Here is a 14,633-nt window from a genome sequence, read left to right as displayed (position 1 = left end):
CAAACCCGATCAGCGCAGCAGAGTCTGTACGATACAATCATCCATTCTTTTCTGATCGGTTTCGTATGGCGACTTCGACTGGTAAATCCACACAGGCAAGCAAGGCGGAAACGCTGGTAGACACCATTTACCGGGACACCCGCAAGCGTTTGAATGCAGGCGACTGGCACCCCGGCGACCGCCTGCTGGATTACGAGCTGGCCGAACGCTTTGGCTGCACTCGCATGCCCGTGCGCCAGGCCCTGCTGCGACTGGTCAACGAAGGTTTATTGAATAGCACCACACGGGGGTTTCAGGTCCCGGTGCTGACCGACGCCATGGTGCGCGACATCTTTGAGTTACGCCGCATTCTGGAGCCGGCTGCTGCCGCGCTGGCCGTCAACATCGCCGACCGCGATCAGCTCCATGCCGGTCTTAGCAAAGCCATTGATCTGGCTAAAGTAGCCATGGTGCACAAAGACGCCGCCCTGATGTTCAGCGCCAACGCCAGCTTTCGCCAAGCCTGGCTGCAATGCGTACACAACGAGCGCCTGCTGGACGCCATCGCCATGTCCGCCGACCACGCCAACCAGGTGCGCTTTGCCAATACCAGCGATACCGATAACTACCAGGCCACGGTAGAGGCGCTGGAAAAGCTGGGCAAAGCCCTGACCAGCGGGGATCCGGAGTATGCGCGTACCGAGATGGTGGGATTCTTGAAACTGGCGGAGGCTTCGTATTTCTTGCGTAGGCAGCAAATCGATTCAGCCCCCGCCTTCGGGTCATAAAGACACGGACTGCATGTACTGATCAAAGCGCGCTTCCGCGAAGCGGAACCACAGCAGCTCATCCTTTTGGAACGCACGGTAATCCGCATAAATCGTTCGCCATTGCGGATTGCTTGCATTCAGTTCGGCATACAGTTCCTCGCTCGCCTTGAATGAGGCATCCAACACTTCCTTGGAGAAAGGCAGGACCTTGGCTCCCTGACCAACCAGTTCCTTCAAGGCGCCTGGGTTACGGGCATCGTATTTCGCCTGCATATCCAGATGCGCATAAGTGCTGGCTGCCGCGACAATATCTTTGTAGTGCTGCGACAAACCGTCATACGCTTTCTTGTTGACCAGCAGATCCAGCCCTACTGAACCTTCCCACCAGCCTGGGTAATAGTAATAAGGCGCGACCTTGTGAAAGCCCAGTCGCAAATCGTCATACGGCCCCACCCACTCGGCGGCATCAATAACGCCTTTTTCCAGTGCCTGATACACCTCGCCACCGGCGATATTTTGTGGAATACCACCCAGCTTCTCGATAACTTTGCCTGGCAAACCACCGATACGAATCTTCAGGCCCCGTATGTCCTCCGGGGTATTGATCTGCTTGCGAAACCAGCCGCCCATCTGCACACCACTGTTGCCACAGGGGAAGTTGACGATGTTGTAGTTGGCATAAAAATCACGTGTCAGTTTCAAGCCATTGCCGTGATACATCCAGGCCGTCAGCTGGCGAGAGTTCATGCCAAACGGAATGGCACAGCTCAAGGCAAACGCCTCATTCTTCCCAAAGAAATAGTAGGGCGCCGTGTGAGCCGCTTCCACCGAGTTCTGTTCCAGCGCATCGACCACACCCATGGCCGGCATCAGTTCCCCGCCCGCATGAACGGAGATATTGAACTTGCCATCGCTTAGCTCGCGCACTTTCTGCGCAAAGACTTCCCCACCGCCATAAATCGTATCCAGGTGCTTGGGGAAGCTGGATGCCAGTCGCCAGCGCAAATTCTCTTGCGCCTTGACGACCGCAGGGGCCATGCCAGTGGCCACAATGCCGGCCAGGCCGGTCAGTTTCAGCATTGCTCGTCGTTCCACGCTTGTGTCTCCTCGTTTTATTTATGCAAAGTCAGCAGCTTGCCCCCAACGGATCAAGCTGCTTGCGGGACGGATCAATCAAACATATCGGGCTGGGTGCGCAACAGGTTTTCCCAGATCGGCTGAAAGTGCAGCCAGCCAATGTATTCGCTCCCTACGTGCTCACGGCTGTAACGGGCACGTTCGGGGGTCACCAATGTGGGCGTCATGCCGGTTGCAGCAATCATCAATTGCTGCTGGCAGCAGCGTTCCAGCGCAATGAACCAGAAGGCGGCGGCTTCAATGCTGTGGCGGCTGGCCGTCAGCAAGCCATGGTTCTGGTGGATGGCAGCCTTGACGCCCGCAAAGGCGTTGGCCACTTTGTGACCAGCCTTGGTTTCCACCGCCACCTGACCGGCTTCTTCGCGAATGACGACATGGTCTTCAAAAAAGGCGGCGGCATCCTGCGTAATGGGCAGGATTTCCTGACCCAGCGAGGCAAAGGCAGTGCCATAGACGGTGTGCGCATGACACATCGCCACAATGTCAGGATGAGCCTCGTGCACGGCGGCATGCAGTACGAACCCTGCGCGGTTCAGGGCGTAATCCCCTTCCACCACCTTGCCTTCATGGTCAGCCAGGATCAGGTTCGAAACCTTCACGTCAGCAAAGTGCACGGCCATGGGATTGGTCCAGTACAGGCTGGGATGCTCGGGATCGCGAATGGTCAGATGGCCTGCAAAGCCATAGTCCAGACCGTGCAGGGCAAAAGCGCGGCAAGCGGCCACCAGGCGCTGCTTCAAATGTGTGCGCGCTTCTTCAAAAGAATCAAACTGGGGCTCTTCCGGGTAGATCAGGCCTTGCTGTTCGGGCTGATAAATCGACTTCCGGCCCGTCATGGCCAAAATTTCTTTGATATCGGGTTTAGCGTTCATGGGAAGGTCTCCTTCGGGTTCGGCAAGATGTTGCGTTGCCCGCACGCCAGCCCATCCAGCGCAGCGTACGGGTGAAACGTAAAACCATGGTAGAGGTCGAAAACCATGAATGACAAATGAAGCTTTTTCAGCTATTGATTAAAAATATTCACCTGTTTAAGGCACCCTCATGCGAGCCATCCCTAATTTCGCCTGGCTACGAGCCTTTGAATCGGCCGCCCGGCTGGAGAGTTTCAGCCTGGCGGCCGATGAGCTGCACCTGACTCCTTCCGCGATCAGCCATCAGGTCAAAAGCCTGGAGACTCATCTGGGACGCAGCCTGTTCGTCCGTCACAACCGGCGTGTCAGCTTGAACAGCCAAGGCCAGGAGTTCTATCGGGAACTGACTCCCTTGCTGGACAAGCTGGCCCGGCTTTGCGAGGACACACAGGGCGAGAGCGGGGGTACGCACGCCTTGACCGTGCATTGCGCTCCCAGCCTGGCAGTGAAATGGCTGGGGCCCCGTCTACATGCTTTCATGCGGGATCATCCCGGCTTAGCCATCCATTTGCGCACGGATGCCACGCCGCCCGATCTGCACCAGTCCACCGACATTGACTGCGTGATCAGCTACGGACATGCCCCCAGCCACGACCCTAGGCTGGTGGTGGAGTCGCTGCATCCTGAACCCCTGTTGCCTTTATGCTCGCCCAAACTCTATGCCAGTCTGGCTCTGCATCAGCCCTGGTACCTGCATTTGCCCTTGATCGATTCCACCATCAGTCCGGTCAGCTGGGCTGACTGGTTTGGCAGCAATGGCATGGCCTCCTCCCCCGGTCCACGTCTGTCCTTTGACCGCGGTGCCATGGCAGTTGCAGCAGCGGTGGACCAGTTGGGTGTCTGCCTGGAAACACAACGCTTTGCCGAACGCGAACTGGACAATCGGGAACTGATCGTCTTGCCCGCCCCCAATGGTCGCAGCCTGCAACGCGAGATGCATTTTCTCTACTACCGCAACCACCGCGACACGCTCAAACGCGTGGAACACCTGCGTGAATGGCTGCTGCGCGAGGCCAGCCTGACCCCGATGCGCTAAGCAAAATTTCCGTCCTAGGGATTTCCCCCGACCTGCCAATTTTTCCTTGACACCTCGAATATCGCCCCACAATACTGAACTCTGTATACAGAACACAGAACTCACAAAAAGGAGGCAGTATGAAGGTGTTTTATGACAAGGACGGCGATCTGGCCCTGGTGCAGCAACGCCGGGTTGCCATCATCGGCTACGGCTCTCAAGGCCATGCTCACGCATTGAATCTGCGTGATTCTGGCGTGGAAGTGGTCGTGGGTTTGCGCCCCAACAGTGCCTCGCGTCAAAAGGCCGCCATTGCCCGTCTGGCTGTGGCAGACATCGCGTCTGCCGTTCAACAAGCCGACATCGTGATGATGCTGCTGCCTGACGAGGACATTGCCCGCGTCTACGAGCAGGAAGTCGCTCCCCATATCCGCCCCGGCGCCACGCTGGGCTTTGCCCACGGTTTCAACATCCATTACGGCCAGATCCAGCCCCGCGACGATCTGGACGTCATCATGGTCGCCCCCAAGGCACCCGGCCACACGGTGCGCTCCACCTACGTGGAAGGCGGCGGGGTTCCCCACCTGATCGCCATTCATGCCGACCGTTCCGGTCAGGCTCGTGACTTGGCCTTGTCCTACGCCATCGCCAATGGCGGCGGACGCTCCGGCGTCATCGAAACCGATTTTCGTGAAGAAACCGAAACGGATTTGTTTGGCGAGCAGGCGGTGCTCTGTGGCGGCATGGTGGATCTGGTCAAGTGTGGATTCGAAACCTTGGTCGAGGCGGGCTATGCCGAAGAAATGGCCTATTTCGAATGCCTGCATGAACTGAAGCTGATTGTGGATCTGCTGTACGAGGGTGGCATCGCCAACCTGAACTACAGCATCTCCAACAATGCCGAGTTTGGCGAATACCAGGCCGGTCCACGCATCGTGACCGAAGACACACGCCAGGCCATGAAAGCCTTGCTGCGCGACATCCAGGACGGCACCTATGCCAAGAATTTCATCCTGGAAAGCCGTGCCGGCCAACCTTCCTTGAATGCCCATCGACGCCTGAACCAGCGCCACCGCCTTGAAATCGTCGGCGAGCAGCTGCGCGCCATGATGCCCTGGATCAGCGCCCAGGCGCTGGTCGACCGAAAAGTAGCCTGACCCTTTCCACCATTGATCTGTACACGAGGACGACATGACCGAAAAGAAACTGATTCCCTACGGCGGCTATTACACCAACCGCATTCCTGATCACGACCCTGAGTTGACCGAAGTCGGCCCAGGCACGCCCATGGGCGAGTACATGCGCCGCTTCTGGCATCCCGTCTGCATGGCCGCCGAACTGACTGATACCCCGCGTTTTCTGAAAATCATGGGGGAAGAGCTGGTCGCCTTTCGCGACAAAAGCGGCCAGATCGGGCTGCTGCACGCCCACTGCGCCCACCGTGGCGCCTCCCTGGAATACGGTGCCATCCAGGAAAAGGGCATTATGTGCTGCTATCACGGCATGGTGTTCGACGTAGACGGAACCTGTCTGCATGTCCCTTACCCCAAAGGCGAAGAGGCCGAGGGCGAAAAATACGCCTGCTCCATCCGTCAGGGTGCTTACAAGGCCTTCGAGCGCCATGGCCTGATTTTTGCCTATATGGGCCCGCCCGATGCCGAACCTCCTTTCCCCGAATGGGAGGAAAACTTCACCGTCATGCCCGGTGATGAACTGGTGGCGTTCAGCAACTTCCAGCACTGCAACTGGCTGCAAGTACAGGACAACGCCGCTGACAACTTCCACCCCACCGCACTGCACGCTGCCAAGAACGTGGTAGGCGGCAACTACCAGGGCACCACCTTTGACGAAGTAGGCGCGGCCTCCATGGAAGTGGCGCCCGACATGCAGTTCATCCCTGTACATAATGGCCGCAGCTTGGCCTGCGCGGGTGCGCGTCGTGCCAGCAAGGACAATCTGTTTATCCGTGTTCAGCACCAGGTCCTACCCAATCTGAGCCTGCATGCCTACACCTCCGAAGACGGTGCCCAGCAAAAGTTTTTCAGCCGCTTTCACATCGTGCGCTGGACCGTCCCCGTGGACGACCAGAACAGCAAGATGATTGGCTGGCGCGTCATGGGCCCTGGCATTGATACACGCGGAGTGGGCAACAAGGATATGGTGGGCTACGAGACCATCGACTTTCTGGAAGGGCAGGTTGCGATGCGCCGTCCCGAGCGCTTTGGGCAATACAAGCTGGAAGATCTGCCACCCATCCCGTCCGACCACCGTGCCCGTCACAACTACAAGGAATGCCAGCAGGCACCGGGCGATTACGAGGCCATCATCAGCCAGCGCCCGATTGCGGTCCATGCTCTGGAGAACCCGACCAAGTTCGACGCCGGGCTGTACATGTTCCGCAAGATGTTGCGCGATGCCTTGCGTGGCTCCAACCCTGCGGCAACCCCCGAAGGCTTTGCGCAATGGCTGAAAGACTGTGGGGGTGCCCCCAACAGCTATTGCTCGGGCAATGTTCTGGCGATTCCCGAGTCCGAGGATTTAGCCCAGGAAGTCGCGCGCCGCCGACACGCCACGCGCGAAATCGTGCGCATCCTGACCTCGGCCGACAATCTGAAAGGCTCGGAACGCGAGGCTTTCGTCAAACAAAGCATGCAAGAACTTCAACAATCGCTCAGCGCTGTCGCTGCTGAATCCTGATCGCCTGCCGCACCCGCTCCAAAGGGGCGGGTGCCCCATACGGAGAGCGCCATGAACGCCATTGCAGAACCCGCCACTCCCGTCCAGGCGGCTACCAACCCGGACGGGCTGCTGTCACTGCGGATCCGGCAAATCCGCTACGAAGCGCAAGGCATCAATTCTTATGAACTCAGCTGTCCTCAGGGTGGCGAATTGCCTGCCTTCGAAGCCGGTGCCCATATAGACGTACATATTCAACCCGGCCTGATCCGCCAATACTCGCTGTGCAACCCTCCTCATGAGCGTCATCGCTACGTCATTGCTGTCCTGCGTGATGCCAATGGACGAGGCGGTTCACGCACCTTGCACGACGCCTTGCAGGTCCAGCAGCAAGTCACCGTCAGCACGCCCCGAAATCATTTTCGACTGGACCCGAATGCACGCCGTTCCATTCTGTTAGCCGGGGGTATAGGTATCACGCCCATCAAGGCGATGGCCCACTTTCTGGAGTCTCAGGGTCAGCCCTTTGAATTGCACTATTGCACTCGCAGCCACGACACGGCCGCCTTTAGCTCCGAACTGCTCACATGGCAAGAACAAGGCCGCCTGCATCTGCATCTGGACAACGGCAACCCCGCACAAGGTCTGAATCTGCAGGATCTGCTGGCCAATGCAGTTGAAGGGACTCACGTGTATTACTGCGGCCCAACCGGCTTCATGCAAGCCTGTGCGCAGGCCAGCTCGCATTGGCCTGCCGGTTCCGTGCATTGCGAACACTTCAAGGCGCCTGAACCTGCCCCTAATGCCAATACCCTGCCTCCCGGTGCCTTCGTGGCGCAGATTGCCAGTACCGGCCAGTGCATTGAGGTTGCTCCCGATCAATCCCTGAGCGATGCCTTGACGCAAGCCGGTGTGCCTATTGCCACCTCCTGCGTATCGGGCCTGTGTGGCACATGCCGCATCAACTACCTGCAAGGGGATGTTGATCACCAGGACTACATCCTCAGTCCCGACGAGCAAAGCCATTGCCTGACCGCCTGCGTTTCACGCGCACGCTCGGGCGTACTGGTTCTGGACCTGTAAGGCCATCTCCTGGTCCTGGCTCCCGCCAGGGCACACCCCATTTACTTCGGGCACGCTCATGGCCCAAGGAGTCACCACAGCACCTGCTACAGAGCGGCTTGCACACGGCCGCCATCAAACACTCCCCGGCAGCACAACGACGAACACAACAATATTCGCGGAGACAAAAATGACTGCATTGAAAACCATGGTGGGGGGAATAGACCACCTGAACCGCTGTATCGGATTCATCATCAAATGGCTATTGCTGGCCACCACCATTCTGAGCGCCAGCAACGCCATCACTCGCAAAGCCTTTGACCTGAGCTCCAACGGCATGCTGGAAGCTCAGTGGTACCTGTATGCGGCTGTCTTTCTCTTGGGAGGAGGCTACGCATTTCTGCATAACAGCCATGTTCGTATCGACTTCGTTTCCACCCGCCTGGGGGCGCGGGGACGCAACCTGGTGGACATCGCCGGGATTGTTGTCGTCCTGATCCCGTTCTGTATTTTTGTCATCAACCTGAGCTGGGGATTTTTCACCGCCGCCTGGCATTCGGGTGAAATGTCCGGCAATGCCGGCGGGCTGGTGCGCTGGCCCGCCTATCTGCTGATTCCTGCCGGCTTTAGCCTGCTGTTGCTTCAGGGCTTGGCCGAGCTGGTCAAACGTATCCTGTTCCTGACAGGCAAAGGGCCGGACTGCATTGCTGAAGATAATGCCCAGGACACGCCTATTCATGTGCCAGCCGAAGCGCTATCGACCGCACAGGAGGGCGCACGATGATTGCCACCTTTATCACGGACTACTTCGTCCCCATCATGTTCCTGAGCCTGATTGTGCTCTTGCTGACCGGCTTTCCTGTGGCCTTCGGACTGGCCGCCACCGGCCTGGTATTTGGCGTACTAGGCATTGCACTGGACCTGTTTCCGACCAATCTGTTCCAGGTTTTGCCGCTACGCATCTTTGGCATCATGCAAAACGAAACCATGCTGGCCATCCCCTTTTTCACCTTGATGGGCATCATTCTGGAACGCTCGGGCATGGCCGAAGACCTGCTTGAAACCATGGGCCAGCTCTTTGGTGCTGTCCGCGGTGGCTTGGCCGTTTCGGTTGTCCTGGTAGGGGCCCTTCTGGCCGCCTCCACTGGCGTCACATCGGCGGTGGTGATCTCCATGGGCCTGATCTCCTTGCCCGTCATGCTGCGCTACGGCTACAAACCGGAAATTGCTACGGGCGTCATCACCGCCTCAGGAGCACTGGTACAGGCGTTGCCGCCGTCTCTGGTCCTGATTGTGATGGCCGATCAATTGGGCCGCTCAGTCGGAGACATGTACGCAGCGGCACTGGGCCCCGGTCTCTTGCTGCTGGTGATCTACATTACATTCGTCATTGTTCTGGCCTTGTTCCGTCCCTCCTGGATGCCCGCACTGCCAGAACAGGCCAGAAGTCAGGTGACAGCCACTGGTGCAAGCGGACGACGGTCGCTGGGCATGTTGGTCCTGCTGTGCGCCTTCATCGGGTTTACCTGGGCAGGCCTGCACAACGAAGTCATGGCCCAGGTCTTTTCCCAGCCGGCTCAGGCCCCCACGGATCAAGTGGCCATCACCGCCCTGGTTGTCGCCTCCCTGAGTGCGCTGCTGTTTGCGACGGTAAATCGCGTGACAGGATGGGGACTGCTCTCGCAACTGGCCGAACGCTTCGTCTTCGCCCTGATCCCGCCAGTCATCCTGATCTTTCTGGTCCTTGGCACCATATTCCTGGGAATTGCTACACCAACAGAAGGCGGGGCCATGGGTGCAATTGGCGCGCTGATACTGGCCTTGATACGCAAACGCCTGAACTGGTCCTTGCTCAATCAAGCTCTGGAAAATACCGCCAAGCTGGCTATTTTCGTGATGTTCATCCTGATCGGCTCCACCGTCTTCAGCTTCACATTCAGTGCCGCAGACGGCCACCTGTGGGTAGAGCACCTGTTTGATGCCATTCCCGGCGGCGAACTGGGTTTTGTCATTGCCGTCAGCGCCATCATCTTTGTGCTGGGCATGTTCCTGGACTTCTTCGAAATTGCGTTTATTGTGGTCCCGCTGTTAGCGCCCGTTGCCAACAGTCTGGGCATTGATCTGATCTGGTTCGGGATTGTCATTGCCCTGGTCCTGCAGACATCCTTTCTGACACCCCCGTTCGGTTTTGCCTTGTTGTATTTGCGCAGCGTGGCACCCCGATCCGACTATGTGGATTCCGTTAGCCAGCAAACTATTCCAAGGGTTCGTACCCAGCAGATCTGGAAGGGCTCAGCCTACTTCGTCGTACTACAATTGCTGGTGGTAGGAATCGTCATCGCCTATCCGCAACTGGTAACGGGAGGCTTGCACAAGACAGTCAGCCTGAGCGAAGAAGAAATCCTGCTCCAGTTGAACCGTCCCGCCCCCATGCTCAGCCCAGGTGCGACACAGGCAGACGATCCGCTAAGCAACCCGTTCGAGGTACAAGCGACGTCAGACCAGGACCCCATGGCTGCGCTCTTGCAATCCATGCGGACCACGCCCTGATGTAAACCCAGGGCCGCAGCCAGGCTGCGGCCTTAACTTGTTTTTTGTTTGTAGCGGAGTTCCAGACCTCATGCATGCCAAGCTTTCCGGTAAGTTGCAGGCCCGTCCACACTATGTTGACGAGGTCTATCGCATCCTGCTCGATGCCATCAGCGACGGCTCCCTGGCCCCCGGCTCGCGAATCACTCAGGAAGACATTGCCGAGCAGCTCAACGTGTCCCGCTCGCCCGTGCTGCAAGCCATCCAGCTCCTGAAGAAAGATGGATTGCTGCAAGACGCCGAAGGGCGGGGCGTCATGGTGGCCCCGCTGGATCTGGAACATATCGGGCATCTGTACCAGGTGCGGGGTGCCTTGGAAGCGTTGGCAACCAAGCTGGCGGCACGTCAAAGTGCCGTACTGGACCCGGACCTGATCCGTCTGGGCCGCAAGGTTGCTCGTGGTCATGACGTACGCGCCATGATCGAAGCCGACGAAGCCTTTCACAAAGCGATTTACGAAGCGTCGGGCAACCCCATGATCGCCGAGAGCGCACAGGTTCATTGGGTACACCTGCGACGTGTCATGGGGGCTGTACTGCAATCAGCAGAACAGCGTCTGTCCATCTGGGACGAGCATGAGGAACTGGCTGCGGCCATTGCATCGGGCGACGAAGCAGGCGCCCTTGCCATCTGCGAACGGCATATGCACAACGCCAGCGACAAGCTGCTGACTCGCCTGCAGGAAATACTGGAACAGCCGGTGTAAGAACAATACAAAACCAAGGACAAAGCGCCCCTGTAAAAAAAGGGGCGTTCTTCATTGCACTGTACGTCCTTTGTTAGAAGCCCCTCTTACTCCATATGCGCCAACGCCGCGACCGGCACAGGCTTCACTGGCGCTTGAGCCTTGTAAATTCCCACTTGATCTATACCCCTGCCCAAACGGCTGGCCAGCATCTGCGCCACGGTGTGTTGACAGTAGCGCCCCTGGCACATGCCCATTCCGGTACGACAGGCCAATTTGATGCTATTGATGTCCGTCACATAAGGATGGGCGTCCAGAAACTGATTCACCTCCTGTGCCGTGACTTCCTCGCAGCGGCACACCACTGTATCCGGGGTGATTGCCTGGGCCAGTGCCTCCAGCTTGGGGGCAGACAAGGCAATAACGGTGTCGGTAAAACGACGATTACGACCAAGGCGCACCTGCAGGTCAGCAATGGTTTTTGCTATCTCTGTCTCGGCAACTGGCTGCTGCAACTCCAGCACACATTGCCACGCGGCCAACTCACCTTGCAAATGGGCATTGAATGCCCCTGCAATGCCTGTCTGCTCTCCAGCAACCAGCACGCCTGACTGGGTGCTGTGCAGTCTGTCGTCATGCTGCACCAGCCAGCCGCCAGCAGCACTGTCCCACCGCACGGCACAGCCTGCCTGGCGCGCCAATTCCGTACTGGCGAGCAGGCCATAACCCACGACCACCGTATCTGCCTCTACACGTCTTTGTGTGCCCGCGATGGCGTGCCAGTTTTGATCCACTTTACACAGCGTAGCCGCCTGAACAGACTCGTCCCCATGCGCACGCTCTATGCCCGTTGCAAAGCGCAACGGCACGCCATGGCGACGCAGTTTCAACAAGATCGCCAGCAGCTGTTTAACCAGTCGTGACTGTCCCGGTAGAGCACGTGTAGCGCGCAGCATTTCCTTTATGGACGGCAAGCTGCGGGCGATGGCAACTTCGGCAATCTGTGCACCGGCATCCAGCAACAACTCAGCGACCAGAAGCAGCAAGGGATGGCCGCCCACCAGCAAAAAACGCTGCCCCGGCATCAGGCTTTGACTCTTGATCATGGTTTGCACCCCACCGGCGCTCAGCACGCCCGGCAAGGTCCAACCCGGAAAGGCCACGGGCAAGTCATAGGCCCCGGTCGCAATCAACACCCGGCGAGCTTTCAGCACGGAAGCACCCTGTGGGCCAGCAGTGCCGATCTGACGCACATGTTCATCCTGCGGGTCGTCAAAAATCCCCCACACCAGGGTACTGAAATGCCACTGCACGGCCGTGGTGCCACGCGCCCATTCAAACAAGCGGTGTGAAAAAGGATAAGTGTGCATGGAGTCCGGGTCCGCTGCCGCAAACTCCTCGGGTGCCTGCCGGAATACCTGTCCGCCAAAGCGCGGCTGCTCGTCCAGCACGGCCACGCTTAAACCCTGTGAGCTGGCGACTCGAGCCGCAGACAGTCCTGCCGGACCTGCCCCCACAATCAATAAGTCCAGAATGTCAGACATCGTCGGCTACCTCGATCTGCATACCGCTACGCACCGTAGTCATGCAACTGCGCTGCCCCTGCATACCGTCAATGGTCACGATGCAGTCAAAGCACACGCCCATATTGCACACCGGACGACGTGGCGCACCACTGGCGGTGCGACGAAAAGCGCCGACTCCGGCCGCCAGCAAAACCGTCGCCACGGTTTCACCGAGATAACAGGCTGTCTCATGACCATTGATTGTCACCACGGCAGGCTCGAAGCGCTGGCGTTTGTGCAGCAAACGTTGTGCGTCAGGCAAAGGTCAAACTCCTAAAACGATCAGGATCGTAGGCAGAGATATCCAGGCTGGGCGGCTGGCCCAGCATCTGCGCTATCAGCAAGTGGGCGTAGGTCAAACCTAGGGTGAAGGCGGCTCCACCAGTAGCAATGAACAAACCGGGGCGGTGCGGCACTTGGCCCAGCAATGGCAGTTGGTCCGACACCAGAGAGGTCACCCCGGTCCAGGAGCGCAAGACAGGCAAGGTGGCCAGTTGGGGGACGACACTGCAGGCGGTCTGTACGCTGCGTTGCAAAGAATCCAGGTTCAGACTGGGTTTGCGTTCCAGATCCGCTATCCCCTTACGGTGATGCAGTGTGGAAGGCCAGCCGCCGCCAATTAGCACCGTGCCTTCAGCCGTTTGCTTCAAGGACAGACGTCGTCCCACGTGCTGGAACAGGTAATCCATAAAGGGCGCGGTGCGTGCGGTGGCGGTCATGGTCAGGGCAATCGGGCTGACAGGTAACTGCGAGCCGGTCATTTGCGCAATACGCCCGGACCAGACACCGGCCGCAATCAGAACCTGCTTGCTGCGACATTGCTCGCCACTGAGCACCTGGGCTTGCCAGTCAGAACCCACTCGCCTCAAGTCCACCACCTGGCATTGGCTGACGATCTGTGCTCCCAAGGCACGTGCGGCGGCGGCCAGGGCCAGACTGGCACGGCGCGGGTCGGCCTTGCCTTCGTCAGCACAAAAAGCCCCCATCAGCACGGAGTCCGACAAATAGGGCGCTTTGGCTTGTAAAGCGGCCCGGTCCAGTAGCTCGACCTTCAGGCCGGCCTGGTTTTCCAGACGGCTTTTTTGTTCCAGAACCTGGGCTTGCTGGGCCGTCTCTGCCAGCATGAAGCCGCCTTTCTGGCGCACACCCACAGATACACCCAACTGATCCTCCAAAGCCCGCCAGCGGGCAATGGCGTCCACATGCAAGGGCATGGCTTGCAAGGCGCGTTTGCTGGCCTCCAGCCCCGCCTCGATCATGCGGTATTCCATCTGGAAATGCAGGCTGCCCGCATTCTGGCTGGATGCCTGCAGGCCCAGCTCACCTTGTTCGATCAAGGTAACGGGCACTCCCGCCAGGCTCAAATAGTAGGCAGCGGCGCAGCCCAGCAGCCCGCCGCCAATGATCAGGACATCCGTCCGGGTGGGCAGGGTGCCAGGGGCACAGGCAGGTAGGGGGGAAAGAGAATCAGGCTTGGGGCTCATAGTGTAGTGATGCGGTACACCGTTCGCCCCGGATCAAGACAAATCAGGGGACGGGCGGGGTAATCGACATGATGATTTCCGCTTCCTCCGTTCCCCGGTTCAGGTAACGGTGGCTTTGGCGTGCATCAAAGCTGATGTTCTCACCAGCTTTGACGTCAAAACTTACCTTATCAATCTCTGCAGTAATGACACCCCGGACCACATAGACACTTTCCAGGGACGGGTGCGACATATCGTCCATGGACTGTTGACCGACTTCGTAAACAGCCCGGAACACTTCCATCTCGCCATTGCCCCGGGTGAGCCGTTCATAAACGACGCCCCCACGCGGGCCACGCAACAACATGCGTTCACCAGGGCGGCTGATCCATACCGACGGCCCCTTGCTGGTATCCATGAACAAGGAAGACATGGATTCCCCAAAGATCCCGCTGAGCTTGCGCAGGGTCGTCAAACTGGGTGTGGTGACACCGCGTTCTACCTGACTGAGCAGCGTGGGCGAGAGCTTGACCATCTGACCCAACTCCCGCAGGGACAGACCCTTGGCCACGCGCAGCTCATGAAGTCGTTTGCCTATCATTCTGAAGTCCTATGTTCGTGTAGTTATGTGTAGCCGAACTTCACGAATTATAGGGTAAGAGAGGCAGCCTAATGGTGTGCAAATGCATGTTCCGAAACTACACAAACCGTGCAGTTTCAGTGCTGAATTCTTCCAGACTTTACACGTGTGCACAAGCACTTTACACGTCACATCGATATA

At 58.3% G+C, this 14,633-nt stretch carries 14 protein-coding genes; 8 read left to right on the top strand and 6 right to left on the bottom strand.

The annotated features are described in order from the left end of the window. Nucleotides 1–65 precede the first annotated feature (65 nt). Entirely contained in the window at nt 66–767 is a 702-nt protein-coding gene (locus NIZ92_RS00140) for a GntR family transcriptional regulator (protein WP_052159255.1), read from the top strand. Here NIZ92_RS00140 and NIZ92_RS00135 read toward each other — a convergent pair. After that, nucleotides 762–1,844, bottom strand: coding sequence for a TRAP transporter substrate-binding protein (locus NIZ92_RS00135; RefSeq protein WP_179136484.1), 1,083 nt, complete (start codon nt 1,842–1,844; stop codon nt 762–764). The two genes, NIZ92_RS00140 and NIZ92_RS00135, sit on opposite strands and share 6 nt — an antisense overlap. Nucleotides 1,845–1,918: 74 nt before the next feature. After that, nucleotides 1,919–2,758 (bottom strand): class II aldolase/adducin family protein, encoded by an 840-nt coding sequence (locus NIZ92_RS00130; protein WP_063690023.1) that lies wholly within the window; start codon nt 2,756–2,758, stop codon nt 1,919–1,921. Nucleotides 2,759–2,927: 169 nt separating this feature from the next. On the opposite strand from NIZ92_RS00130, the gene NIZ92_RS00125 reads away from it, so the two are divergent. The 7 genes from NIZ92_RS00125 (at nt 2,928) to NIZ92_RS00095 (ending at nt 10,845) form a co-directional block, all read left to right on the top strand. Further along, on the top strand, nt 2,928–3,833 hold the full coding sequence (locus NIZ92_RS00125; protein ID WP_083055143.1) for a LysR substrate-binding domain-containing protein: 906 nt from the start codon (nt 2,928–2,930) through the stop codon (nt 3,831–3,833). A gap of 74 nt (nt 3,834–3,907) precedes the next feature. Beyond that, on the top strand, nt 3,908–4,969 hold the full coding sequence (gene ilvC, locus NIZ92_RS00120; RefSeq protein ID WP_223254111.1) for a ketol-acid reductoisomerase: 1,062 nt from the start codon (nt 3,908–3,910) through the stop codon (nt 4,967–4,969). 34 nt (nt 4,970–5,003) lie between these two features. Then, nucleotides 5,004–6,509 carry a Rieske 2Fe-2S domain-containing protein gene (locus tag NIZ92_RS00115; protein ID WP_063690038.1) on the top strand — a complete coding sequence of 502 codons (1,506 nt, stop codon included), beginning with the start codon at nt 5,004–5,006 and terminating at the stop codon, nt 6,507–6,509. A 51-nt stretch (nt 6,510–6,560) separates the two neighbouring features. Continuing rightward, nucleotides 6,561–7,571 carry a PDR/VanB family oxidoreductase gene (locus tag NIZ92_RS00110; RefSeq protein WP_254002492.1) on the top strand — a complete coding sequence of 337 codons (1,011 nt, stop codon included), beginning with the start codon at nt 6,561–6,563 and terminating at the stop codon, nt 7,569–7,571. Between the two features lie 169 nt (nt 7,572–7,740). Continuing rightward, nucleotides 7,741–8,334: a TRAP transporter small permease subunit gene (locus NIZ92_RS00105; protein WP_060186779.1), complete on the top strand. Its 594-nt coding sequence runs from the start codon at nt 7,741–7,743 to the stop codon at nt 8,332–8,334. Continuing rightward, entirely contained in the window at nt 8,331–10,100 is a 1,770-nt protein-coding gene (locus NIZ92_RS00100; protein ID WP_254002491.1) for a TRAP transporter large permease subunit, read from the top strand. The genes NIZ92_RS00105 and NIZ92_RS00100 overlap by 4 nt, the downstream gene beginning before the upstream one ends. Nucleotides 10,101–10,170: 70 nt before the next feature. Continuing rightward, entirely contained in the window at nt 10,171–10,845 is a 675-nt protein-coding gene (locus NIZ92_RS00095; RefSeq protein WP_026483969.1) for a GntR family transcriptional regulator, read from the top strand. Nucleotides 10,846–10,931: 86 nt separating this feature from the next. Here NIZ92_RS00095 and NIZ92_RS00090 read toward each other — a convergent pair whose 3' ends face one another. Genes NIZ92_RS00090 through NIZ92_RS00075 form a run of 4 tightly spaced genes read right to left on the bottom strand, consistent with a single transcriptional unit; the run spans nt 10,932 to nt 14,453 of the window. Continuing rightward, the gene (locus tag NIZ92_RS00090; RefSeq protein ID WP_254002490.1) at nt 10,932–12,368 is read right to left on the bottom strand and encodes an NAD(P)/FAD-dependent oxidoreductase; all 1,437 of its coding nucleotides are present in this window, start codon (nt 12,366–12,368) and stop codon (nt 10,932–10,934) included. Beyond that, nucleotides 12,361–12,651, bottom strand: coding sequence for a (2Fe-2S)-binding protein (locus NIZ92_RS00085; RefSeq protein ID WP_254002489.1), 291 nt, complete (start codon nt 12,649–12,651; stop codon nt 12,361–12,363). Before NIZ92_RS00085 ends, NIZ92_RS00090 begins: the two co-directional genes overlap by 8 nt. After that, nucleotides 12,644–13,873 carry an FAD-binding oxidoreductase gene (locus NIZ92_RS00080; protein ID WP_254002488.1) on the bottom strand — a complete coding sequence of 410 codons (1,230 nt, stop codon included), beginning with the start codon at nt 13,871–13,873 and terminating at the stop codon, nt 12,644–12,646. The genes NIZ92_RS00085 and NIZ92_RS00080 overlap by 8 nt, the downstream gene beginning before the upstream one ends. Nucleotides 13,874–13,916: 43 nt before the next feature. After that, nucleotides 13,917–14,453: a helix-turn-helix domain-containing protein gene (locus NIZ92_RS00075; protein ID WP_026483973.1), complete on the bottom strand. Its 537-nt coding sequence runs from the start codon at nt 14,451–14,453 to the stop codon at nt 13,917–13,919. Nucleotides 14,454–14,633 lie beyond the last annotated feature (180 nt).

It is taken from the genome of Alcaligenes sp. 1735tsa3 (genome assembly GCF_024134565.1).
Classification (GTDB): domain Bacteria; phylum Pseudomonadota; class Gammaproteobacteria; order Burkholderiales; family Burkholderiaceae_B; genus Alcaligenes; species Alcaligenes phenolicus.
This window is presented reverse-complemented; position numbering and strand designations above follow the sequence as displayed.